The organism is Exiguobacterium acetylicum (assembly GCF_022170825.1).
Lineage (GTDB): Bacteria > Bacillota > Bacilli > Exiguobacteriales > Exiguobacteriaceae > Exiguobacterium_A > Exiguobacterium_A acetylicum_B.
In genome coordinates this window covers 943,438-967,789 of the sequence record NZ_CP081878.1, presented here as the reverse complement: position 1 = coordinate 967,789, position 24,352 = coordinate 943,438, and the positions used below count along the sequence as shown (strand labels likewise).

The 24,352-nt window shown below is 47.7% G+C and carries 26 protein-coding genes; 5 read left to right on the top strand and 21 right to left on the bottom strand.

Going from position 1 to position 24,352, the window contains the following annotated elements:
- Window positions 1–94: 94 nt before the first annotated feature.
- Window positions 95–1,750, bottom strand: coding sequence for a sigma 54-interacting transcriptional regulator (locus tag K6T22_RS04960; protein ID WP_238239208.1), 1,656 nt, complete (start codon window positions 1,748–1,750; stop codon window positions 95–97).
- A 123-nt stretch (window positions 1,751–1,873) separates the two neighbouring features.
- Between K6T22_RS04960 and K6T22_RS04955 the strand changes: the two genes are divergently transcribed.
- Together K6T22_RS04955 and K6T22_RS04950 are read left to right on the top strand one after the other, a co-directional pair.
- The gene (locus K6T22_RS04955; protein ID WP_238239207.1) at window positions 1,874–2,128 is read left to right on the top strand and encodes a DUF2627 family protein; all 255 of its coding nucleotides are present in this window, start codon (window positions 1,874–1,876) and stop codon (window positions 2,126–2,128) included.
- Window positions 2,129–2,804: 676 nt separating this feature from the next.
- Complete coding sequence (locus K6T22_RS04950) at window positions 2,805–3,383, top strand: dihydrofolate reductase family protein (protein WP_238239206.1); 579 nt, start codon at window positions 2,805–2,807, stop codon at window positions 3,381–3,383.
- Between the two features lie 250 nt (window positions 3,384–3,633).
- Here K6T22_RS04950 and spo0A read toward each other — a convergent pair whose 3' ends face one another.
- The 15 genes from spo0A to aroQ all read right to left on the bottom strand — a co-directional run bounded on the left by spo0A (window position 3,634) and on the right by aroQ (window position 17,433).
- A complete protein-coding gene (spo0A, locus tag K6T22_RS04945; protein WP_283205701.1) occupies window positions 3,634–4,356 on the bottom strand; it encodes a sporulation transcription factor Spo0A in 723 nt (240 codons plus the stop codon).
- A gap of 3 nt (window positions 4,357–4,359) precedes the next feature.
- On the bottom strand, window positions 4,360–6,066 hold the full coding sequence (gene recN / locus K6T22_RS04940) for a DNA repair protein RecN (protein WP_238239205.1): 1,707 nt from the start codon (window positions 6,064–6,066) through the stop codon (window positions 4,360–4,362).
- Window positions 6,067–6,078: 12 nt separating this feature from the next.
- Window positions 6,079–6,528: a transcriptional regulator AhrC/ArgR gene (gene ahrC, locus K6T22_RS04935; protein WP_238239204.1), complete on the bottom strand. Its 450-nt coding sequence runs from the start codon at window positions 6,526–6,528 to the stop codon at window positions 6,079–6,081.
- A gap of 154 nt (window positions 6,529–6,682) precedes the next feature.
- On the bottom strand, window positions 6,683–7,489 hold the full coding sequence (locus tag K6T22_RS04930; RefSeq protein ID WP_238239203.1) for a TlyA family RNA methyltransferase: 807 nt from the start codon (window positions 7,487–7,489) through the stop codon (window positions 6,683–6,685).
- Between the two features lie 6 nt (window positions 7,490–7,495).
- A complete protein-coding gene (gene dxs, locus K6T22_RS04925; protein ID WP_238239202.1) occupies window positions 7,496–9,382 on the bottom strand; it encodes a 1-deoxy-D-xylulose-5-phosphate synthase in 1,887 nt (628 codons plus the stop codon).
- A gap of 117 nt (window positions 9,383–9,499) precedes the next feature.
- A complete protein-coding gene (locus K6T22_RS04920) occupies window positions 9,500–10,369 on the bottom strand; it encodes a polyprenyl synthetase family protein (RefSeq protein WP_238239201.1) in 870 nt (289 codons plus the stop codon).
- Entirely contained in the window at window positions 10,366–10,587 is a 222-nt protein-coding gene (xseB, locus tag K6T22_RS04915) for an exodeoxyribonuclease VII small subunit (RefSeq protein ID WP_023467583.1), read from the bottom strand. Before xseB ends, K6T22_RS04920 begins: the two co-directional genes overlap by 4 nt.
- Before the next feature lie 2 nt (window positions 10,588–10,589).
- The gene (gene xseA / locus K6T22_RS04910) at window positions 10,590–11,912 is read right to left on the bottom strand and encodes an exodeoxyribonuclease VII large subunit (protein ID WP_238239200.1); all 1,323 of its coding nucleotides are present in this window, start codon (window positions 11,910–11,912) and stop codon (window positions 10,590–10,592) included.
- A complete protein-coding gene (folD, locus tag K6T22_RS04905) occupies window positions 11,909–12,742 on the bottom strand; it encodes a bifunctional methylenetetrahydrofolate dehydrogenase/methenyltetrahydrofolate cyclohydrolase FolD (RefSeq protein WP_238239198.1) in 834 nt (277 codons plus the stop codon). The genes xseA and folD overlap by 4 nt, the downstream gene beginning before the upstream one ends.
- A 71-nt stretch (window positions 12,743–12,813) precedes the next feature.
- The gene (gene nusB, locus K6T22_RS04900; protein WP_023467580.1) at window positions 12,814–13,218 is read right to left on the bottom strand and encodes a transcription antitermination factor NusB; all 405 of its coding nucleotides are present in this window, start codon (window positions 13,216–13,218) and stop codon (window positions 12,814–12,816) included.
- 120 nt (window positions 13,219–13,338) lie between these two features.
- Window positions 13,339–14,691, bottom strand: coding sequence for an acetyl-CoA carboxylase biotin carboxylase subunit (accC, locus tag K6T22_RS04895; RefSeq protein ID WP_053452803.1), 1,353 nt, complete (start codon window positions 14,689–14,691; stop codon window positions 13,339–13,341).
- 16 nt (window positions 14,692–14,707) lie between these two features.
- Window positions 14,708–15,154, bottom strand: a complete 447-nt coding sequence (accB, locus tag K6T22_RS04890) for an acetyl-CoA carboxylase biotin carboxyl carrier protein (protein WP_238239196.1) — start codon at window positions 15,152–15,154, stop codon at window positions 14,708–14,710.
- Between the two features lie 169 nt (window positions 15,155–15,323).
- A complete protein-coding gene (efp, locus tag K6T22_RS04885) occupies window positions 15,324–15,890 on the bottom strand; it encodes an elongation factor P (RefSeq protein ID WP_023467577.1) in 567 nt (188 codons plus the stop codon).
- 35 nt (window positions 15,891–15,925) lie between these two features.
- Entirely contained in the window at window positions 15,926–16,990 is a 1,065-nt protein-coding gene (locus K6T22_RS04880) for a M24 family metallopeptidase (RefSeq protein WP_238239195.1), read from the bottom strand.
- Window positions 16,991–17,004: 14 nt separating this feature from the next.
- Window positions 17,005–17,433: a type II 3-dehydroquinate dehydratase gene (aroQ, locus tag K6T22_RS04875; protein WP_238239194.1), complete on the bottom strand. Its 429-nt coding sequence runs from the start codon at window positions 17,431–17,433 to the stop codon at window positions 17,005–17,007.
- A 155-nt stretch (window positions 17,434–17,588) separates the two neighbouring features.
- On the opposite strand from aroQ, the gene K6T22_RS04870 reads away from it, so the two are divergent.
- Window positions 17,589–18,521, top strand: coding sequence for a DUF1385 domain-containing protein (locus K6T22_RS04870; RefSeq protein WP_238239193.1), 933 nt, complete (start codon window positions 17,589–17,591; stop codon window positions 18,519–18,521).
- Window positions 18,522–18,541: 20 nt separating this feature from the next.
- The gene (locus tag K6T22_RS04865) at window positions 18,542–18,943 is read left to right on the top strand and encodes an SA1362 family protein (RefSeq protein WP_238239192.1); all 402 of its coding nucleotides are present in this window, start codon (window positions 18,542–18,544) and stop codon (window positions 18,941–18,943) included.
- Window positions 18,944–19,002: 59 nt separating this feature from the next.
- On the opposite strand, the gene hpt is transcribed toward K6T22_RS04865, so the two are convergent.
- From hpt to K6T22_RS04850, 3 genes are all read right to left on the bottom strand, one after another.
- The gene (hpt, locus tag K6T22_RS04860) at window positions 19,003–19,530 is read right to left on the bottom strand and encodes a hypoxanthine phosphoribosyltransferase (protein WP_238239191.1); all 528 of its coding nucleotides are present in this window, start codon (window positions 19,528–19,530) and stop codon (window positions 19,003–19,005) included.
- A gap of 148 nt (window positions 19,531–19,678) precedes the next feature.
- Entirely contained in the window at window positions 19,679–20,101 is a 423-nt protein-coding gene (mntR, locus tag K6T22_RS04855; RefSeq protein WP_035398709.1) for a transcriptional regulator MntR, read from the bottom strand.
- A 24-nt stretch (window positions 20,102–20,125) separates the two neighbouring features.
- Window positions 20,126–20,956, bottom strand: a complete 831-nt coding sequence (locus K6T22_RS04850) for a lipoate--protein ligase family protein (protein ID WP_238239190.1) — start codon at window positions 20,954–20,956, stop codon at window positions 20,126–20,128.
- A 138-nt stretch (window positions 20,957–21,094) separates the two neighbouring features.
- Between K6T22_RS04850 and K6T22_RS04845 the strand changes: the two genes are divergently transcribed.
- Entirely contained in the window at window positions 21,095–21,475 is a 381-nt protein-coding gene (locus K6T22_RS04845) for a rhodanese-like domain-containing protein (RefSeq protein WP_023467569.1), read from the top strand.
- A 65-nt stretch (window positions 21,476–21,540) separates the two neighbouring features.
- Here K6T22_RS04845 and gcvPB read toward each other — a convergent pair whose 3' ends face one another.
- Both gcvPB and gcvPA read right to left on the bottom strand, forming a co-directional pair.
- Window positions 21,541–23,010 (bottom strand): aminomethyl-transferring glycine dehydrogenase subunit GcvPB, encoded by a 1,470-nt coding sequence (gene gcvPB, locus K6T22_RS04840; protein ID WP_238239189.1) that lies wholly within the window; start codon window positions 23,008–23,010, stop codon window positions 21,541–21,543.
- Window positions 23,003–24,349, bottom strand: coding sequence for an aminomethyl-transferring glycine dehydrogenase subunit GcvPA (gene gcvPA / locus K6T22_RS04835; RefSeq protein ID WP_238239188.1), 1,347 nt, complete (start codon window positions 24,347–24,349; stop codon window positions 23,003–23,005). The genes gcvPB and gcvPA overlap by 8 nt, the downstream gene beginning before the upstream one ends.
- Window positions 24,350–24,352: the final 3 nt, after the last annotated feature.

Genomic DNA, 24,352 nt, shown 5'->3' with positions numbered 1-24,352 from the left:
CCAAATCAAAAGAGACGGTAGGACAAGCAAGAACGTCTTTAATTTTGCACGCTTTTGCATTTTTTGCAATATATTGCACGCAAAAATTTGCGCTTTACGAATAGATGTTAAATCGTTCCACTTTATAATAGAGTGCTCGGAGTGAAATCCCGAGTTGCTTCGCCGCTTCTGTTTTGTTGCCATTAAAAGCAGTAAGCGCTTCCCGAATCAATCGCTCTTCGACATGTGACATCTCATCTGATAAATGCTTGATTTCCTTTTTCTGTCTCGTTGCAACTTTTGTTGTTTGTGGAACGACGAGTTGAAGATGACCTTTCCGTAAGACCGTTTCCGTTTTATCGGTAAAAATCAGAGCACGACCGATCACATTTTCGAGTTCACGGACATTTCCTTTCCACGGTTGTTTTTTCATCGCGATCAACACATCATCCGAGATCCGTCCGACGGATCGTCCGTAACTCTGATTTAATTTTCGAAGCAAATGCAACGTTAACGGTTCAATATCGTCTGGTCGCTCCCGTAGTGATGGAATGTGGATTGGCAAACGATTGATCCGGTAATAGAGATCTTCTCGGAACTCATTCATGATGATTTTTTCTTCTAGATTCGCATTCGTCGCAGCGATGATCCGGACATCGACTGGAATCGCTTTCGTCCCACCGACACGAACGACTTCATTTTCCTGTAATACGCGTAACAGTTTAGCTTGAACGTCAAGTGGTAATTCTCCAATTTCATCTAAGAACAACGAACCACCGTGCGCTTCTTCGAAGTAACCGCGCTTGCCGCCACGCCGTGCTCCTGAGAACGCTCCATCTTCGTAACCGAATAGTTCACTTTCGAGTAACGTCGGCGCAATCGCCGCGCAATTGACGCGGACGAATTGTTCATATTTACGTTCGCTCGCCGCATGGATCGCATGCGCGAACAACTCTTTTCCAGTTCCGGATTCACCACGAATCAACACGTTGACCGGCATCGTTGCTGCAAGTTTCGCTTGATCGACGACGAAGCGCATCGCTTCGCTTTCGGCGATGATATCATCAAATGTATACTTCGCTTCGAGCGTCCGAATTTTTTGCCGTGCTGCCTTTAATTCTTTTGCGAGTGCTTTCATTTCTGAGATATCCCGAATGACACCAACGGAACCACGGACCTGTCCATCGACGATGACAGGTGCAGCATTAACGATAATGTCCCGTTGATCTTGTCCGATTTTCATGCGAACATCTCGCACATTCTCACCCGTGTTCAAGACTTTTAAATGAACCGAGTCCTGCATTCCGATGTCGGCACTTGCCGGTTTTCCGACGACATCCCGTTCCGTGAAACCCGTCATTCGTGTGTATGCTGGATTGATCATCATCGTTTGACCGTCTTGATCAGCGACGGAAATCGCTTCACTCGTACAATGAATGATCGCTTCGAGCATTTTCTCTTTTTCAGTCAGACGCTCGAGTAACACTCTGACGAATTCTCCCGGCAAAACCGCTGCTCCTGGAAAATCATGAATCAATTGTTCCAGTACGCCATTTTCTCCCGTAGCGTCAATGATAAAATCAACATCTGTCCCTTCGAACGCAGACCAGCTCGTTTCGATACGAATCTCAGCGCGACGTGCAAGCGCCACCCCTGGCGCGTCCATATTTGGATCGACAAGTCCGATGACCGTTAATAATGGTGAACGTTGAAACGCATGCAGGACTTCTGTTCCCCCTTGACCAGCCCCGATGACAAGTAGATGATGCATCTGAATCCCCCCCTTTGAAACTGCTTACATTTCTATCGTACTCGGAATAAAATAGGGAAGCAAACCCGATTCGCAGAACGATTGATTTTTTGATACAATACGCTTGGAAAGGAGTGGCGTCCTATGCGTATCATTGGTTTGCTCTCATTATTGATTCCTGGTATCATCGGTGCAATTGGTATAAAACTCATGCGCGACAGCGTATTTCTAATTGCTCAAGTTCCCTTTAAATACTTAGGCGATGCAGGATATGTATATGTCTTACAAGGTATCGTCGGTTTGATTCTTGCGATGGGTGGCATCGGTTTTGTCGCAGGATATGTCTTTTATCGCGATCGCAAACGTGGAAAAGTCTCCGACCGCTATCAAAAAAAATGAACACAGAAAAAGGTCCCCATCTCTTGAACTCATTTCAAGCGCGGGACCTTTTACTCGTATAAAATTGGTTTCACTTACGGATGAACTCCTCTCATAGTTAGAACTATTCGTGTACTCCAAAACCTTAGGTGTTCCTCTTAATGAAGAGGTGGAAAGAAATCAGATCTGGCTATCGGGCTAACGATAGAATGGTGTTTCAGTTCCATCATCTGACTGTACTCGGGACCTAGGTGGAGCGTAATGTCATCCGCTTGGAGCAGTCAAACATTCGGTTGCTAACAATCACTGCTAGACAACACTCCTTTTCACGAACTGTACTTTTTCATTTTAGACGATCCGTTACCTTCCACTTTTCCCTAGCTTCGAAATCATGGAAGCTCCCATTCATTCGAGATTTCTCATCTAGAATGAACAAGATACCTTGGTATGACTTCTACCAAGAGAATGTCGTCCGGCATTCTTGAGCCATTTACAGTTGGCGTTCTGAGATGATGTTCATCAACAGGATTTCCGGAGTCCTTGTCGACTCGACGTTCATCTGACGTCTTTCCAAATCATTTGGTACCTTTATTATAACAAACATTTCAGTTTATGCAATATTTATTTGTAAACGCTTTTATCTTTTTTGCTCGCTACGGTATGCTGTATGAAGAATACAATCGAAAGGAGCTCGTGTATGCGAAAAATCATCGTATTCGAACATCTATCCTTAGACGGTGTCGTTCAAGCACCGAGCGGCAAAGAGGAGGATATGAGCAACGATTTTAAGCATGGTGGATGGACTGCACCATTTCAACATCCTGAGATCGGTCAGGTCATTCGAGGATGGATGCATGAGGACTGCTCCCTCTTACTTGGTCGCAAGACATACGAGCAATGGTCGAGTTATTGGCCACTCCATGCCGATATCTGGCCAGTAGCTAATCGTGCTATGAAGTATGTCGCCACGCGTCATACACCACCTGCCCTTTGGCAGCCGACGACCTATTTGAATCAACCGGCCTCTGAACTGGAGCTTTTGAAACAACAAGACGGTCCACCATTTCACGTCTGGGGCAGTAGTGAACTCGTTCATGCGCTTTCTCAAGCGGATTTGATTGATGAGCTTCGATTGATTCACTACCCTGTCATCATCGGTTCCGGTAAACGTCTATTTCCTGATCGAGGCATGACTCCCCTCATGTGGAACGTCAAGGAACGCCAAACGATTGAAAACGGTGTGTCGATCGTTTGCTATGAGCGGAATAAGAATTAAAAATACACTGTTTATTAATCGGACGTTGTCTTATAACCAGAAGAAAGAGGAAAGAAGCATTTTGTTCATTCAAAATCGCTTCCTAAGGAAAAACAAGCACGAGCGACCCTGAAACGAAGTGAAGCGGCGCGATGCTTGTCCCAGGAAAACGATTCGAGATGAACAAAAAAAGCACAACCTCCCTCATTAAGAGAAAGACTGTACTTCGTCTTCAGTCTGACACCGTCTATTGATTAGACGGTGTATCGCTTCAACCAGATTGTTCTTGATTCATATGACTCGACACATACGAGATGAATTCCGAGTTTTTCGGACTTTTCTCTTGTTCGATGCGACCGTTGAAAAGCTCGTGCTGTTGCATCCCTTCGTTCCAAGCCGACTTGATCGCGTGACGCATTGCTCGTTCGACGCGTGAGGCTGTCGTTTGATGTTTTTTTGCGATCGTTGGATAGAGTTCTTTTGTAATTAAACCGAGTAAGTCCTCTCGTTCGAGCACCATCAATACCGCGTCCTTTAAATACGTGAAGCCTTTGATGTGCGGGGCAATCCCCACTTCTCGGAGTGTCGTCCCGACTTTTAAGTCAATCGTTTCAACCGTCGGTGCTTGTCCTTGATTCGTCACGAGACGAATTTTTTGAACGAGCTGATCCATACTGAACGGTTTAAGTAAGAAATACGATGCTCCAAGGGTAACCGCCTGTTGCGAGACTTCGTCCTTACCGAAAGCACTCAGCATGATGACAGCAGGATTCTTCTTTTTTTTCATCAACTCTTCGAGCACACCGAGCCCATCTAAATGGGGCATGATGATGTCGAGAAGTAATACGTCGACTTCATGTTCTTTCATGCTTTCGAGACAACTCTCGCCGTTGTAGGCGACGCAAACGACTTCCATGTCTTCTTGCGCAGTGATATGTTGGCGAATCAATTCAACCATTTCGCGATTATCATCTGCTATCCCGACTTTAATCAATCCTTACACCCCATTTTTAAGCGATTCTTTCATCATCTTCGCCTGATCCATCAACTCTTCGGCATGACGTAACGTCAAGTCCGTCATATGTGCACCGGAAATCATCCGTCCGAGCTCATTTCCTCGATCTGACTGAGACAAGACATTGACCTGTGTCGTCGTACGGTCCGTCTCTTCGATTTTTCGAATATACAGATGTTGATCAGCCATTGAAGCGACTTGCGGTAAGTGCGTGATACAGAGCACTTGTCCGTCTACTGACAAACGATAGATTTTTTCAGCCATCGCTTGCGCGACACGACCCGAGACACCCGTATCGACTTCATCGAAAATGATGGAAGCGACGCCGACCGAGCGTGAGAAAATCGATTTCAGTCCAAGCATGATTCGAGATAATTCTCCACCTGACGCAACTTTTCCAAGTGATTTAAACGGCTCTCCCGCATTCGTCATGATGAAGAACTCGACTTGGTCGATTCCGTTCTTGCGTAGCATCGGTGTCTTCCCGTCCTGAAGAAAACGAATTTCAAACCGTGCTTTTTCCATGTAAAGCTCACGCAACTCCAAATGAATCGCTTCACTTAATTGAATCGCTGCTTTACGCCGTTGTTGCGAGAGTCGACCACCAATCTCAAACAATTCGCCTTCGAGCTGTTCGACTTCGGCTTTTAAACGTTCAATCCGTTCATCTCGATTCGTCATCGTATCGAGTTCCACTCGAATCTTCTCACCATACGCGATGACTTCCTCAATCGTTGCCCCGTATTTTCGTTTCAACTGTTGAAAGACCGATAAACGCTGTTCAATCTCATCAAGTCGATTGGAGTCGAACTCGAGTGTTTCGAGTTGATCTCGAATTGCGTACCCCACTTCTTCTAGTCCATAAAAAGCGCTTGCGATCGCGTCACTCTGCTGAGAAAACTGCTCATCGATACTTGATGCTTGCTGCAATTCACGCATCGCGTCACCGACGGAATCGATACCGCGCATCTCATCATGTAGAGCATCATACGCTGTCTTAAGCGACGCATATAACTTCTCGAAGTTCGCAAGACGATTTCGTTCGACGAGCAACTCATCTTCCTCATGTGCCCGAAGTTTTGCCCCTTCAATCTCTTCCGTCTGAAACGATAACAGATCAATCCGTTGTGCAAGTTCTTGCTCACTTTGCGCGAGCGATTGCAAAGCCATCCGTTTTTCTTCGTATGCTTGATAGCCCGACTGATAGGATTGTAGTAGCGGTGCAATCGCCTCTTGTGCGAAGTCATCGAGAATCGCTTGATGATACGTACTGTCCATTAAATGCTGATGTTCATGTTGTCCGTGCATGTCGACGAGAACACGCCCGAACTCACGTAAGATCGTCAGTGTGACCAGCTTATTGTTGACACGACAGACACTTTTCCCGGTCGCGAACAGATCACGTCGTAAGATGATCAATCCATCTTCGATATCGATGCCATACTCTTCTGCGAGATCATAGACGAGATGGTCGTCTTCAATCAGAAATAGTCCTTCTAGTTCCGCCCGATCTTCCCCGTATCGAACGAATTCCGAAGATCCACGTCCACCAATCAACAAACCGATTGCGTCGAGAACGATCGATTTACCGGCACCTGTTTCCCCAGTCAAGACGGTCATTCCTTTTTTAAAGTCGATCTGTAGCTCGTCAATGATCGCAAATTGTTTGATCGATAATTCAGCTAGCATCCTGTCAACTCCTTACAGCATTTCTAAGATTCGTTCCGTCACTTCTTTTGCTTGGTCCTCACTTCGTGCAATCAATAGGATCGTATCGTCCCCACACACCGTTCCAAGCAGTTCGTTCCAGCTCAAATGGTCTAGTAAGACAGCGACTGCATTCGCATTTCCAGGCAGGACATGCATGACAATCAGATTTTGAGCAGAATCAATCGAGATGAAGCTATCGCCAAGCAGACGTCGTAATTTCCCGAGCGGGTTAAAACGTTGGTCGGCGGGTAAGCTGTATTTATAACGTCCATCATTCAACGGTACTTTAACGAGATGGAGTTCCTTGATGTCTCGCGATACCGTCGCCTGTGTCACCTTATATCCTGCATTCCGTAATTCATCTACCAGTTCATCCTGGGTTTCTACTTCCGATTGGGTGATGATTTCCCGAATCTTAATCAACCGTTGCCCCTTTGTCATTCCTGCACCTCACAGTATTCTTCGATGTTACTATTGTAATCCAATAAATCATTAAAAGTCCACGCTTGCCATTTTATTATACGGTTTTCGTCTCGCTGAACAACAAGGAAGACGGACCCATCAACCGGATCCGTCTTCGTTTTCATCTGTTCATTTAAAGACTAGCGTGTGCTTGCTTGACCGTCTCTGTTGCATTGACGTCTGGATCAAGCCCAGCTTGACCAAGACGGGCATGTAACAAGAACTCGATATTGCCCTCGCCACCAGTAATCGGCGAGTAATCGAGTTGCTTCACATAAAATCCTTGCTGGATGAAGAATTCGACCATCTCATCAAGAACTCGTATGTGAATCCGCTCATCCCGCACGATCCCTTTTTTGCCGATATCATCACGTCCCGCTTCGAATTGCGGTTTTACAAGCGCCATGACGTCTCCTCCTTCGACGAGGATCGTCTTCAGTGGAGGAAGCATTAAGCGTAACGAGATGAATGAGACATCAATCGTCGCAAACTGTGGCGCGACTGGGAACATGTCTGGCGTCGCATGCCGGAAATTCGTCTTCTCCATCACCGTCACGCGGTCATCCGAGCGAAGCTTCCAGTCCAGCTGATTGGAACCAACATCGAGCGCATACATATGCGTTGCGCCATTTTGTAAGGAACAGTCCGTAAAGCCACCCGTCGACGATCCGATATCAAGACCCGTTTTACCCGTGACATCAAAATCGAATACTTGGAGTGCCTTTTCCATCTTAAAACCGCCGCGACCAACATACGGCATCAACTGACCTTTGACGTGCAGATCAATATCCGATTTGACCTTTTCACCGGCCTTCTCTAATCGTTCCGTTCCGCTAAAGACGAGTCCAGCCATAATCGACCGCTTCGCTTTTTCACGCGTTTCAAACAAACCGCGCTCGACGAGAAGAACGTCGAGGCGGATTTTTTTTACATTTTCCATGAATCGTCACACACTCTGTTTCTTTCCTTGATTGACAAAAGCGCGTACTTCTTCTGCGATTTGTCCAGGTAATAATCCGATTTCTTCAAGTAACTCATTAACACCGCCGTGCTCGATATACCAATCTGGAATACCGAAGCGTTTGACACGTGGGAATGCTTCCTGCTCATTCGCATGCTCAAGGACAGCTGAACCGAATCCACCTTTTAGGACAGCTTCTTCGAGCGTCACGAGTGGAATACCTTCTGCGTAAAGGGCATTCAGCATTTTCTCATCAAGCGGTTTGATCGTCCGGGCATTGATGACACGAACCGATAGTTCGTCTGCTAGGAGATCCGCAATCTTGAGTGCATCTTGAACTTGTGGTCCGAACGCAAGAATCGCGACATCCGTTCCTTCGCGTTCGACTTCCCATGTATCAAGCGAAATTTCATGCAATGTCTCATCCATTGGTACACCGATTCCTTCACCTCGTGGGAAACGAACGGCGATTGGTCCTTCGTATTTAACAGCAGAATAGAGCAAGTGCTGCAGTTCATTCTCATCTTTTGCCATGACGATTCGAATATTCGGCACGTGGCGCATGAAGGCGATATCGAAGACTCCTTGGTGAGTCTCTCCATCTGCTCCGACGAGTCCTGATCGGTCAATCGTAAACGTCACGTCAAGATTTTGACGCGCGACGTCATGGACGAGTTGATCGTATGCGCGTTGGAAGAATGTTGAGTAGATCGATACGACAGGTTTCATGCCTTGCGTCGCTTGACCTGCTGCGAACGTAACAGCATGTTGTTCCGCAATCCCGACGTCAAACATCCGCTCTGGAAATTCTTTTTCAAAACAATCGAGTTTTGAACCGACGCTCATCGCTGGTGTGATCAACGTCAGTTTTTCATCCTCGCGTGCCATCTTCGTCAACGTATCCGCTACCGTAAAGGAATAACTTGGTGCTTTTGATTTCCCTTTAATGACTTCGCCAGACTCCATCTTGTATGGTCCAAGACCGTGCCAAGTACCGACTCCATCGAACTCTGCCGGGCGATAGCCTTTTCCTTTTTTCGTGATGACATGAAGCAGGACAGGTCCTTCTTCTTTTTTCACGTAGTTGAGCTGTTCGATCAAATCATTGAGATCGTGTCCATCGACCGGACCATAGTAGTTAAAGCCGAGCTCTTCGAAGAACATACCAGGAACAAGTGCACCTTTAACGGCTTCCTTCAATTTCTCGCTTCCTTTTTCAAGGCGTCCGCCAATGACTGGAATCTTTTTGATCAACGTCTCGAGCTCGTCTTGCGCGAAACGCACTTTACGTGATGAACGAATCCGTCCGAGCATTTGATGCATCGCCCCAACGTTTGGTGCAATCGACATCTCGTTATCGTTCAAGATGACGATGACGTTTTGTTGCTCTGCTCCGATGTGATTCAACGCTTCAAGTGCCATACCACCTGTCAAGGCACCATCACCAATGATCGCGACTGCACGATCATCCTTACCGCTCAGTTCATTCGAGACAGCAATCCCCATTGCTGCTGACAGGGACGTCGAGCTGTGTCCTGTCTCCCAGACGTCATGCACACTCTCGTTACGTTTTGGGAACCCACAGAGTCCCTTATGCTTGCGAAGCGTATCAAACTGGCTCGCACGTCCTGTGAGAATCTTATGAACGTATGCTTGGTGTCCGACATCCCAGACGAACTTGTCATTCGGACTGTTGAATTCACGATGCAACGCAAGCGTCAACTCGACGACACCGAGATTCGGTGCTAAGTGTCCGCCTGTCGTAGCTAATTCTTCAATCAAAAAGCGTCGAATGTCGCCAGCGAGGACTTCGAGTTCGGAGACCGACATACGCTTTAAAAATGACGGATCCTGTATTTCTGTCAATTTCATACCTTACCGCCTCTTTTCCTTACAATCTTATAGGGTTTGTACCCTACATTGTACTAGAACAATCTATCGAGCGCCATTGTCAGCATAGAAAAAGACGACGCAGATGCGTCGTCCTACTTAATGGTCGCGCTTGACCACGAAGTCGAGCAGTTCCTTAAGTGTCGTCGCTTCGACCGATAATGCATCAATCGCCTGTTCCGCTGCTTCTACTTGGGCTGTCAGTGCACGTTTTGCTCCTTCAAGACCAAGTAATTTTGGATATGTTGCTTTTTCGTTGCCTTCGTCGCTCCCAACCGGCTTGCCGATTTTTTCGGCATCTCCCGTTACGTCCAAGATGTCATCTTGAATTTGGAAGGCAATGCCGAGATGACGACCGTATTGCTGTAAGTGTTCAAGATCCGTCGAACTGACCGAGGCAAGTAAACCACCCGCTTCGACTGCAAAGACGAGAAGTGCTCCTGTTTTCCGACGATGAATCGATTCAAGCTCCGCTACGTCGTTAATGCCACCGCGTTCACCGAGCATATCGTCGAGCTGACCACCGACCATGCCCGTAGCACCGGCTGCTGCTGTCAACCGTTCGACAAGGGCAAGCTTCACTTCTGGCGAAGCCGGTGTCTCAAGAAGACAACTAAAAGCGTTCGTGAGCAAGGCATCTCCTGCTAAAATCGCTGTCGCTTCATCAAAAGCGATATGATTCGTCGGACGCCCACGACGGAGATCGTCGTCGTCCATTGCTGGAAGGTCATCGTGAATCAGCGAGTATGTATGAATCATCTCAAGCGCCGCTGCAGTCGCGTCACCTTTTGAACGATCAATCGAAAAGGCATCGAGTACAGCATAAATCAAGGCTGGACGAATCCGTTTCCCTCCCGCATCGAGTGAATATCGCATCGAGTCGCGTAACCGCTCCGGTGCATCGAGTCGCTCCATGAATTCTTCCATCTTGTTTTCGACTTGTGTCTTCCACTCATTCAAGGCAATCATTGCGCTCCTCCTTTTTCCCGTAGCGTACCATCTTGCTCCAGGATTTGATCGAGTTTTTTTTCAGCAACAGATAACTTTCCTTGGCAGAGAGCTGTCAACTTGACGCCCTCTTCATAAAGAGCCATCGCTTGTTCAAGAGGCGCTTCGCCCTCTTCTAGTAAGGTGACGATCTCTTCTAGTCGTTCCAGTGCTTCTTCAAAAGATTGTTCCGTCTCCATCCTTATTCCCCATCCTCTCGTTTAGCACGAATCGTTCCATCGTGGAAGCGGATATCGAACGAAGACGCTGTCAATGCCTTCGCTGAACGAACGATTTGTCCATCCTGTTCGACATACGTATAGCCGCGCATCAGAACATGCGTCGGACTGACGGAGTCGAGTCGCGCGAGCACATGACGCACCTGTTGTTGTTTCGATTGTAAGATCCGACGAACAATTTCGAGTCGACGACGCGATTGTTCAATCGTCGCCTTTTGTTGCACGAATCGATCACGTACCGGTACCCTCATTAAACGTGTGTGAAGACGCTCCACCTGTTGTCGGTTTTGCGCTACTACATGTTGGATCTCTTTTTGGAGCGACATCTCTGCTCGGTCCAATTGTTCCTGTTTCAGTCCGAGTAGGACGCGTGGTGATTTCAAACCATAGCTCGTTGCAAGACGCGCTACTTGTTCCTGTTTGCTTTTAAGTAGTTGTGAGTACGTTCGTTGTAAACGCCGCTCTACATCCTGGACACGACGGACGAGTGCTTCTGCTTCTGGTGTGACGAGTTCTGCTGCTGCCGTTGGTGTAGCAGCACGCACGTCCGCAACAAAATCGCTAATCGTAAAGTCGGTTTCATGCCCGACTGCCGAAACGATCGGAATACGTGATTCAAACACCGCTGTCACAACAGACATCTCATTGAATGCCCATAACTCCTCGATTGAACCGCCACCACGACCAATGATTAACACGTCACAAGCAGCATGCTCATTCATCAACTGGATAGCACGACTGATTTGCGGCGCCGCATCCGCTCCCTGTACAAGGACCGGGGCGAACACGATGGCTGCTTGCGGATAACGACGACGCAGCGTCGTTGCGATATCATGAAGCGCCGCTCCTTTCGGAGACGTGATGATCCCGATGCGCTCTGGAAAAGCAGGTAACGGTTGCTTGATCGCTGGATCAAACCAGCCGCGCTCCTCGAGATCTACCTTTAAGCGTGAGAACGCCTCATACAGCGCTCCTACACCATCCTCCGTCATCCGTTCGACGTAGAGTTGCATCTCGCCGGATGACACGTATACGGATAAGCGTGCCGTGACAACGACACGCATCCCATCACGGACGTCGGCCTTGACTCGACTGGCCTCCCGGGCAAACATGACGGCTTTCATCCGTGATTGTTCATCCTTCAACGTAAAATAAAGGTGACCGGAAGAGTGTCGCTTAAAGTTCGACACTTCTCCCACCACCTGGACTTGTTGCAGAAGAGCGTCGCCTTCTAGTTCACGTTTGACATAGTGGACTAAATCGGAAACGTGAAGAGGTTCGCTCATCGCGCAGCCTCAATCGTGTTGTGCAGTAGCATCGTGATCGTCATCGGACCAACGCCACCCGGAACAGGTGTAATCATCGATGCAACATCTTGAATCGTATCAAATTCGACATCACCCACGAGCTTTCCGTCGACGCGGTTGACGCCAACATCAATGACGACAGCGCCCGGCTTCACCATATCCGCAGTAATCAGCTTCGGTACGCCGACTGCAACGATCAAGATATCCGCTTGGCGCGTCATCGCACCGAGGTCTTTTGTTTTTGAATGACAATAGGAAACGGTAGCCGATTCATTCAAGAACAACATACCGACGGGTTTACCGACGATTTGGCTACGTCCGACGACAACGACATGTTGACCAGCAATCGGTACGTTCATCTCTTTGACGAGATGGAGAATACCGTTTGGTGTACATGGTAAGAACGTCGGTTCACCAATCATCATTTTCCCGACAGAGACAGGATGGAAACCATCGACGTCCTTTTCAGGAGAAATCGCAAAAATGACTTTGCTCTCATCAATATGTTTAGGTAACGGCAATTGAACGAGAATCCCGTGGACACTCGCATCAACGTTTAGACGTTCAATCAGGTGAAGGAGCTCTGATTCCGTTGTTTCTGCTGGAAGCCGGATCAACTCCGAATCCATACCGATTTCCTTCGCTGCCTTTTCTTTACCACGTACATAAGATTGACTAGCAGGATCTTCGCCAATCAGGATGACAGTCAATTGCGGTTGAATCCGCTGTTCTTTCAGACGTGCGACTTCTTCTTTCAGCATCATACGATATGAATGGGCTACCTGTTTTCCATCGATTACTACTGCCATGATTTGTCCACTCCCCCAAAAAGTTCGATTCACTCTTCTGTCTGTTTGTCTCTATTCGGTTTTACATCGGTTTATGAGTTTTCTTTGACGACGCCTTGTGCGACTTTACCGAGAACACCGTTAACGATTTTCGTTGCTTCTTCATCTGCGAATGCTTTCGTCAATTCGATCGCTTCGTTGATCGTCACTCGAACAGGAATGTTCGTTTCAAACAATAATTCGTAAACGGCTAAACGAAGAATCGTCCGCTCAATGTTTCCGAGTCGTTCGAACGACCAGTTGACGAGTGCTTCGCGAATGTGTTGATCAATCGTTGCTTTGTTTGTTTCGACGCCGTTCACCAATTGCTCGACGAATGTGTCGTATTCCTTACCTTCTACCGCGAATTCAATGGCCTCTTGTGCAGTCAGATCCGAGAGTTCCATTTGGAACAAAGATTGAACTGCGAGTTCGCGTGCCATGTGTCGTTTCATCATGATTTTGCGTGCTCCTTTTTTTGTCGTTCTCAATCAGTTAGTTTAGCACATTCCTCTTTTAAAAAACATAGAGAACGCCAAAAAAAGACGGGAGTTCGTCACACAAACTCCCGTCCTGATTCAGTTTACGATCGTACCTTTTAACTCACGCTCGGCGAATTTCGTCGTGAACGTACCACGACGGAATACCGGGTGACTTAAGACGCGTTCATGGAACGGAATCGTTGTTTTAACACCTTCAATCCAAAATTCAGCCAGTGCCCGTTCCATCTTCGCACATGCTTCTTCCCGTGTTTCCGCATGAACGATCAACTTTGCGACCATCGAGTCATAATACGGCGGAATCATATAACCCGGATAAACTGCGCTATCAATCCGGACTCCCATACCACCTGGTGTCACGTATTGTGTGACGCGTCCAGCAGACGGACGGAAGTCATGGTCTGGATCCTCAGCATTGATCCGACACTCAATCGAATGACCATGGAACTTGATATCTTTTTGTTTGACGGCAAGTGGATGATCAAGCGCGACTTGTAGTTGTGCTTGAACAAGGTCGAAGCCTGTGATCATCTCCGTTACCGGGTGCTCGACTTGAATCCGTGTATTCATTTCCATGAAGAAGAATTCTTCAGTCTCTTCGACGAAGATGAATTCGATCGTTCCAGCTCCCGTGTACTGAATCGCTTGTGCGGCTTTAACGGCAGCCTCACCCATCTTCAGACGTGTTGCTTCACTGACTGCAGGCGATGGTGCTTCCTCGATCAATTTCTGCATCCGGCGCTGAACCGTACAATCGCGTTCACCAAGGTGGATGACATTGCCGTGACGGTCCGCTAGTACCTGTACTTCGACGTGGCGGAACTCTTCGATGAAGCGTTCTAAGTACACGTCCCCGTTTCCGAAAGCTTGTTTCGCTTCACGGCGTGTCTCACTTAATCCGTTGATCAACTCTTCTTCCGAGCGGGCAACACGAATCCCTTTACCGCCACCACCAGCTGTCGCTTTGATGATGACCGGATAACCGATTTCTTGCGCGAGCGCGACCGCTTCTTCGTCCGTGACCGTTCCATCTGAACCCGGCACGACGGGTACTCCACACTCGATCATCGTTTTCTTCGCAACGTCTTTAATCCCCATCTGACGGATCGCATCTGACGTCGGACCAACGAATTTGATCCCACACGCTTCACACATCTCGGCAAAATCGACGTTCTCGGCTAAGAAACCATAACCCGGGTGGATCATCGTGACTTGACGATTCGTCGCGATCGCGAGGATATTCGTAACGTTTAAGTAAGACGAAGCAGAACTCGCTTCCCCGATGCAATACGCCTCATCTGCTAGGCGAACATGTAACGCTTCCTTATCCGCTGTCGAGTAGACGGCAACGGTCTGTATTCCAAGTTCCTTTGCCGCTCGAATGATGCGGACGGCAATTTCACCACGATTGGCAATCAATAATTTTTCCATGCTGTTCACCTCAGTTTTACGGACGGATCCGGAAGAGTGGTTGACCAAATTCAACGAGATCTCCATCGGCGACAAGAATCTCGACGACCGTTCCAGATACTTCCGAGTTTAAGTTATTGAAGAGTTTCATTGCTTCAAGGACACAGACGACTTGACCGACTTCGATCTGATCCCCGACTTTGACGTATGCCGGTTTATCTGGATTCGGACGCGAATAGAACGTTCCGACCATTAATGCATTGATCGTGACTGTCTCGTCTGCGACGACTTCTTCTTCAACAGGTGCCGCTACTTGCTTTACAGGAGCTGGTGCTACCGGAGTTGCTGGCGCTTGGTGCGAAACTGTCACCGTGTCTCCTTGTTTCTTTAACTTCAATTTATACGTATCCGTCTCGAGTGAAAGTTCGTTTACACTCGACTGATCGAGCATTTCGAGTACTTGTTTCAACTGATCGATTTTCATCTGTCATTCTTCCCCCATCTATGCTGTATTCACAATTATTATACCAGGTGCTAATGCCTACTCAAATACTTATATTAACTGGTCATACCATTGGATGCAAGTCATGCTGAATGAAAAAAAGACGCCTCTCGACCTGATAGAAGGTGAGAGACGTCTTGTCGTTTCAATATTATCCGTTGTAACGACCTGTGAAATCACCTGTACGTGTATCAACCGTTACTTTTTCGCCTGCTTCGATGAAGAGTGGCACTTGAATGATGTGTCCAGTCTCGACTGTCGCATTTTTCTTAACGTTCGAAGCTGTATCACCTTTAACGCCAGGCTCTGCTTCAACGATCGTCATGACGACTGTGTTCGGTAATTCAAGACCGAGGATTTCGCCGTTATAAACCGCAATCTGAACTTCCATGTTTTCAAGCAAGTATGGAAGAGCTGCTTCGACTTGTGCTGTCGTCAATTCCAACTGCTCATATGATTCTGTATCCATGAAGACGTATGTTTCACCCATTGGGTAGAGGTACTGCATCTTGTTACGCTCGATGTGCGCACGCTCGACACGCTCACCACCACGGAATGTCATCTCTTGGATGTTTCCGTTACGGATGTTACGCATTTTCGTCCGAACGAATGCTGCTCCTTTACCTGGTTTAACATGTTGAAACTCAAGTACTTGCCAAATCATACCGTCTGAAGTCTTAATCGTTAATCCTGTTTTTAAATCGTTTACTGATACCATGAATGGTTCCTCCTAAAATGTTCCGTCACTCCGAATTAGAGAGTGATCAGTTCTTTTGGTGAAGACGAGAGAATTTCTCGACCTGTTTCCGTGATCAAGACGTCATCTTCAATCCGGCATCCGCCGACTTGTGGCACATAGATGCCCGGTTCGACCGTAACGATCATGCCCGGTTCAAGTTTCGCCTCAGAGCGGAAAGACAAGCCAGGTCCTTCATGTACTTCTAGACCGATGCCGTGTCCTGTCGAGTGACCGAAGTACTCGCCATATCCTGCTTCTTTGATGATATCACGCGTCAACGCGTCTGCTTCAATTCCAGTGATGCCTGGTTTTAAGCCATCGACACCCGCAAGTTGTGCTTGCAAGACCGTATCGTAGATCTTCTGCAGCTCAGCGTTAATCGGACCAACTGCGACAGTCCGTGTGATATCTGAAACGTAACCGTTCAAGAGCGCCCCAAAATCAAGCGTCACGAGTTCACCCGTCGCAATGATCTTCGAACTAGCAACACCGTGCGGCAAGGCAGAACGATAGCCCGATGCAACGATCGTATCGAAAGAAGAAGACGTCGCTCCATGCTTACGCATGAAGAATTCTAGTTCATTTGATACTTCAAGTTCCGTCCGTCCTGGTTGAATGTACGTCAAGATGTGTTGGAAGGTCGCGTCTGCGAGCTCCACCGCTTCCTTAATCATCTTAATCTCTGATGAATCCTTAATCAAGCGTAGGTTTTCGATGATTCCCGTCGTCGGAACGAGCTCAATCGATGAAGCTTGATCGAACGCTTCAAAAGCACCAAGTGTCATCGCATCCTTTTCGACGCCAACCGCACGAACACGTGCCCCTGCCATCAGCTCGCCCATCGTCTCTGGAATCGACCGTTCGATTTGGACGATTTCCATTCCTTTAACTTGATCTGCTGCCTGCTCCGTGTAACGGAAATCCGTCACGAAGTATGCTTGTTCCTCTGTTACGAGACATGCACCGCTTGAACCTGTGAAGCCTGAGATATAACGGATGTTCTCGGCTTTCGTGACGAGTAATCCTGGAAGATCCCGTTCTTTTAATGCCGCTTGTAACGCCTCGATTCGTTGTTTCATGATTGATTTCCCCCTTATTCCGATTGTTGTAAAGCTTGGATCGCTTCCGTTGCCAGGCGATATCCGGTCATACCGAGTCCAGCGATCACACCTCTACAGACTGGTGCAATCATCGAATGATGCCGAAAGGGTTCGCGTGCATGGACGTTCGATAGATGAACCTCGATGACGGGTGCTTCGATCGCAGCGATCGCGTCACGGAGCGCGATACTCGTATGCGTATAGGCAGCCGCATTCAAGACGATACCATCCGCTCCCCGTTCCTCATGAAGAACATCAATCAGTCGCCCTTCATGGTTCGATTGTTCGAACCGAAACTGAATGTTCGGAAAATAAGCGCGAAGGTCGTGTTCTAAGTCGGCTAACGTCGCCGTTCCATATGTATCCGGTTCGCGCGTTCCGAGCAAATTCAAGTTTGGTCCATTTAAAATCAAGACACGCAAAAAAACACCTCCTCGAATTCTTTTTCATTGTATCATAACCCGATTTCCGACTCCTAAAGATTACCTCGTTTTGACGAGTCGAACATAGTTTTTTTAGCGTAAATCAAGTACACTGACGATACACCTTATTTTATAAAGACGGGATGCGTTCTATTATGAAAACGACTAATCCGCCGGTCGGTGGTCAAGCCATCGTCGAAGGCGTCATGTTCCAAAATGCGACCCACGCAGTCTCGGCGATTCGTCGAAATGACGATTCAATCGAGACCTTTGCCCAGCAAAAACCGATTCGCCCACGAATCGCCAAAGGAAAACGAATTCCCCTTCTACGCGGTCTCTTTGCTTTAATGGAGTCTTCTGCGAATGGCGCCAGTCATATGAACTTCGCAAGTGATCGATACGGCGTCAAACCGGGTGAGGAAGAGCCCGAAGAGACGACTGCTAGTCCCTTGACGAAATGGCTCGGAGTCGCTGTCGTCGGAATCCTATCGTTCTTTTTCGGCAAACTACTCTTTACGCTATTACCTGCTTTCCTTGCATCACTGTTCGATGTATTTCCTGCCTTATCTGGACATGTCATTCAGAATGTCATCGAAGCAGCAATCAAGTTAACACTTTTGTTCAGTTATCTCTACGTAATTTCATTGACCCCGCTCGTCAAACGTCTTTTTCAATATCATGGTGCCGAGCATAAAGTCATCAACTGCGTTGAGTCAGGACGTCCACTCACGGTCGAAAACGTCCGCATCAGTAGTCGACTTCATTATCGATGCGGATCGAGTTTCTTGATTTTCACCGTCATCGTTGGATTTTTCGTCTACTTGATCGTTCCAACGGATCCGCTGTGGTTACGTCTTGTCTGCCGAATTGCTTTATTACCAGTCGTCATCGGTCTTTCGTTTGAAGTATTGCAACTGACAAATAAGGCACAGCACATCAGAGGACTTCGCGTCATTGCGTTGCCTGGTCTATGGTTACAGTACTTGACGACGAAAGAACCGGATGATTCACAGATTGAGGTTGCGATTTATGCGTTTGAAGCATTAGAAAAACAGGAACATAACCTACATGAGAATGCACTGGGTTAATCGATAACAGGGGTGATATTATGATCAGACAACGCATTGGTTCTACATTTGCACTCGTCGTGTTACTGTTCGCTTTTGTCGGCTTTGGATATAAACTCGTCAATAATCCAAGTAGTCTGTTTTCACAATTGCTGTTTTTCGGGATTACCGCCGGGATCATCTTCTTACTCTTTAAGTTCCTGACTCGTAATCGAAGCGTCGGAAATGGTGCGAACGCTCAGTACCGTAAATCTGTCGCTCAATCTAAAAAAATGCACGGTACCTCGAACGCTGTTCGTCGGACAGACTTTAAGAAAAAACCGGTTAAGTCTTCAAAAGCACCGGCATCGAATAAAGTCAGACCATTACGTGATCGTTCGAAAGGACCTCATTTGACAGTCATCGAAGGAAAAAAAGGCAAAAAGAAAAAACGTGCTTTTTAATAGCAAAAGTACATCAAAAAGGAAGTTCGTCGCGTACGACGAACTTCCTTTTTTCGTGCTCAATCTGTTTCGACCCAACCGATATACGGAAGGTTGCGATATTCTTCAGCACAATCAATCCCGTACCCGACTACAAAGTAATCCGGAATCTCGAATCCGACATAGTCTGCGACGAGTTCCACTTCCCGACGTGCCGGTTTATCGAGTAATGTACAGACCTTCAAAACTCCAGGTTGATGCAATTTCATGTGATCGCATAGGAAATGGAGCGTCCGCCCTGTGTCGATGATGTCTTCGACGACGACGACGTATTTCCCTTGAACATCGAGATCGAGATCCTTCTTCAACTGGACACGTCCGGAAGACACTGTGTTCGTTCCGTAAGAAGAGCACGCGACCGTATCGATTTGGACACTTCCTTTGATTTCACGCATCAAATCTGCAGCAAAGACCATTGACCCCTTTAATACGACGACGAGAACGATTTGACGTCCGGCAGCATCTGCTTCGATCTGTTGTGCTAATTCACGGACCTTTTCTTTCAGTTGCGACTCTGACACTAACTTTTCTTTAATCGTAATTTCCATGACTAGGTGCGAACACCCGTCACCCCCTTCGTCCATTTTCAGGCTCAGTATAGCATAACACCCTTCAAATGCGCACTTTATCATTAAATTGTAATAGAACGTTCGTGTTTAAGGTGTTTATTTTATAAAAACAAATAAAAAACAAGCCTCAATCCTCTGGATGGGCTTGTTGATAGCGATGCAATTCCTCTTTTAGACCAGGACGTTCAGCAAAGAACTGAATCATACCATTAATCTTATCCAACGCTTCGATACTAATGTGGTGCTCGATTCCCTCGACATCTTTATAGATCAGTTCTTCATCCACACCGACGAGACGAAGAAAATCTTCGAGTAATGCATGACGTTCCACGAGACGTTTCCCGATTTTACGACCCTTAGGTGTCAGCATGAGACCTCGATACTTTTCATACACGAGGTACGTCTCACGGTCGAGCTTTTGTACCATCTTCGTCACCGATGACGGATGAACTCCTAGCGACTCTGCAATATCTGATACACGGGCATATCCTTTGTCTTCAATCAGTTTATAAATTTGTTCCAAATAATCTTCCATACTCGGAGTTGGCACGACATCACCTTCCCATTTCATTCATTAGCGTTTCCAGTTCCATTCATCACTACGGTATTTCTCGGCAAGGCGCTCGATCTCCTGCCACTGCTCACTCGTGAATGTCAACGGAGCGAACGACAACTCAAGCGCCTCTTCGAATCCTTTTGTGAATGCTTCTCGTACTTCGTCAAAAGCAACAGCTCGACCAGCTAGTTCATTCAGGGCGACAGCCTTTCCTGAAAATCGCGCCTTCATCCGTTCGCGCGTCGACTCGTCTTCATATAAGAAACAGTCGAACAATTCTCCTTCATCCACAGAGAGCGGAACCGAACCGTGCTGCAACACGACGCCTTGATGGCGTACTTGTGCACTTCCAGCGACTTTTCGTTTTCCGACAGCGAGTTCGTAATACGATGCCGCATCAAAACAGACTGCCGATTTTGGTTTTCGTAATTCTTCTTTTTCCTCTTCCGTCAAGGGAACGGAAAACTCGACCGGAATGCCGAGGTGATGGTACCCTTTGCGAATCCCTTCCGTCAACATGCGATAACTTTCGATGACCGTCCGTGGTAAACCTTCTGTATCTTCCGGGATGACGACACTGTATGTCAACTCGTCTGCGTGCAAGACAGCGCGTCCCCCTGTCATCCGGCGAACAATCGGAATGCCGAGTTCTGCGATCCGCTCACGATCGATATCACGCGTCGCCCGTTGAAAATGACCAACACTTAATCCACGTGGTTCCCATGAATAAAAACGAAGCGTCGGTGCGATCTCTCCCCGCCCGACGAACTGAATCAATGCTTCATCAATTGCCATGTTCATTGCCGGCTCCATTGCCGGCGTCGTCAACACTTGCCACTCTCTGTTCACTCGAACACCCCCAAAACGTTTCCGTCTTAGTGTATCAAACCCATTCTCAGTCGCGCAATCACGAGTCGATTGCCGAAATCGATTTCGTTGACTATAATGAAACAGAGGTTAAACGAACGAAGGGGTTGGAAGTCGAATATGGAAACTGGAACTATCATTACGATCGTATTATGGGTCGCGTTAATCGCCTACATCGCTTGGCGTTTCATGCCGGTCAAAGGCATCACGAAATTGTCGCAAGAAGAATTCCGCGCGAACTACCGCAAAGCACAAATCGTCGATGTCCGTGAAACACAAGAATTCAAAGGTGGACACATCGTCGGTGCCCGGAACATCCCGGTCAGTCAAATGAAGATGCGTTCGAAGGAATTACGGAAAGACATGCCGATTTACTTGTATTGCCAAGGAAGCATGCGTTCTTCACAGGCTGCAAAAGTCTTGAAAAAAGCAGGTTATACGAATCTGTATCAGTTAAAAGGCGGATTCAAGCAGTGGTCAGGAAAAATCAAACGGAGCTGACGCTTCGCTCATCGTAAAAAGAGGATCTCTCCTTCATCGGAGAAATCCTCTTTTTTCGAGCTCGCTTATACGTGTACTTCTTGTTTTGGTTGATAACGTAAGACTGGCTTGCGCGCAGCAAGTGTCTCGTCCATCCGTTTGACGACCGTCGTGTGCGGTGCGTTCAAGACGACGTCTGGTGTCTCTTCGACCTCTTTTGCGATTTGGAGCATCGCGTCACAGAAGGCGTCGAGTGTTTCTTTCGACTCTGTTTCTGTTGGTTCGATCATGATACATTCCTCAACGTTCAACGGGAAGTAGATCGTTGGTGGATGGTATCCAAAGTCAAGCAGACGTTTAGCGATATCAAGCGTCCGGACACCGAGTGCTTTTTGACGTTTACCTGACAAGACGAACTCGTGTTTACAATAAACATCGTACGGAGCATCAAATGCACCTTTGAGACGAGCCAACATATAGTTCGCATTCAAGACTGCTTCTTTCGAGACGCGAGCGAGTCCAGCTCCGCCCATCGTCCGAATATAGCTATAGGCACGAACGTTGATACCGAAGTTCCCGTAGAACGGTTTGACGCGACCGATTGCTTCTGGACGATCGTAGTCAAGGACATACCGTTCTTCTTCTTTACGGACGATTGGTTTTGGCAAGTACGGAATCAAATCTTGTTTGACACCGACTGGTCCTGATCCTGGTCCACCGCCACCGTGTGGTCCAGTGAACGTCTTATGCAAGTTCAAGTGGACGACGTCAAAGCCCATGTCCCCCGGACGTGCGATCCCCATGATCGCGTTCGAGTTTGCACCATCATAGTACAGTTTCCCGCCCGCTTCGTGAACCGCTTTTGCGATTTCAACGATATCGGATTCGAACAGACCAAGCGTGTTTGGGTTCGTCAACATGAGTGCTGCCGTATCTTCACCGACTTTTTTCTTTAAGTCTTCAAGATCAACAAGACCACGCTCATCCGATAAGACCGTCACCGTATCAAAACCAGCGACCGATGCCGATGCCGGATTCGTTCCGTGGGCTGAGTCTGGTACGAGAACTTTCGTCCGTTTGAAATCACCACGCGCATGGTGGTACGCCTTAATTAACATCAAACCTGTCCACTCACCGTGCGCTCCCGCTGCCGGCTGGAGTGTTACTTCATCCATACCTGTGATGACCGCGAGTTTTTCTTGAAGATCATACATCAAACCGAGTGCCCCTTGAACACTCTCGACCGGCTGAAGCGGATGAATGTGCGCAAAGCCAGGGAGGCGTGCCATATCTTCATTGATTTTCGGGTTGTATTTCATCGTACATGAGCCGAGTGGATAGAATCCAGAATCCACACCATGGTTACGGTTTGAAAGCGCCGTATAGTGTCGGACGAGATCGAGTTCCGATACTTCCGGTAACGCCACGTCTTCCTTCCGTAACATCGAAGCCGGTAACAATTCTTCTACTGCCACTTCATCAACAGTCGGTAGCGGTAAGCTATAGGCGATGCGTCCCGGTTTCGAAATTTCAAAGATCAATGTTTGCTCATTCATGTGTGAGTCCCCCTAACGCTGTCACGAATTGATCCAACTCTTCTTTCGTCCGTAATTCCGTTGCACAAACGAGCATTTCGTTCTGACGCGTTGCGTCATAAGCACCTAGCGGCAAACCGCCGATGATCCCGTGATCGAGCAATTGTTGACTTGCACGTGTCGCATCGATTGGTAACGTGACGACGAATTCATTAAAGCTCGGACCATCGTCAACGATTGTAAAGCCAGCTTGTTTCAGCTTTTGTTTTAACGCATGCGCTGTTTGTAAGTTGCGTGTTGCGAGTTCTCGGATTCCCCGTTTTCCGAGTGCGCTCATCGCGATCGAAGCAGCGAGTGCGTTCAACGCTTGGTTCGAGCAGATGTTAGATGTCGCCTTATCGCGACGAATGTGTTGTTCACGTGCTTGTAACGTCAGAACAAAGCCACGTTTTCCGTTCTCGTCGACCGTCTGTCCAACGAGACGACCCGGAATCTTACGCATCAACGCTTTTGTCGTCGTGAAATAACCACACGTCGGTCCACCAAAACTTTGTGGAATCCCGAACGGCTGGCAGTCTCCGATCGTGATATCTGCACCAAGTTTACCTGGCGCTTCTAAGATACCGAGCGCAAGTGGATTCGCAGAGACGATGAACAGCGCACCGCGTGCATGGGTCGCATCTGCCAATGCTTGTAATTCTTCGACGCGTCCGTAGAAGTTCGGATACTGGACGATGACACAAGCGACGTCTTCAATCGCATCGAGTTGATCGATTCGTGTCACACCTTGCTCAAGCGACAACGTCTCGACGTTTAGTCCTGGACCGTTCGCATACGTCCGAACGACATCGTGCGCTTCCGGATGGACACCGTCTGAAAGAACGATCGTTTTTTTCTTCGTATGAGCACAAGCGAGCATCGCCGCTTCCGCTAACGCCGTGATCCCGTCATACATCGACGAGTTCGCAACATCCATGCCTGTCAATTCGCAAATCATCGATTGGAATTCAAAAATCGCTTGTAATTCCCCTTGCGAAATCTCTGGCTGATACGGTGTATAGGCAGTGTAGAACTCTGAGCGAAGTAACATGTGGTTGACGACAGCTGGAGCATAGTGATCGTAGATGCCAGCGCCAAGGAACGATGGATATTGTTTCGTATTCATATTTTGGTCGGCAAGCTTCGAGAGCGTCCGAATCAAGTCTGTTTCCGGAAGTGGAATCCCGACTTCTTCCAATGTACCGTTATCACGGACGGATGCCGGGATATCAGCGAGTAAATCCTCGATCGACGCTGCACCGATCGTTTGTAACATCGCCTGCTCATCTTCTGCTGTCATTGGTAAATAACGAAAATCCATAGA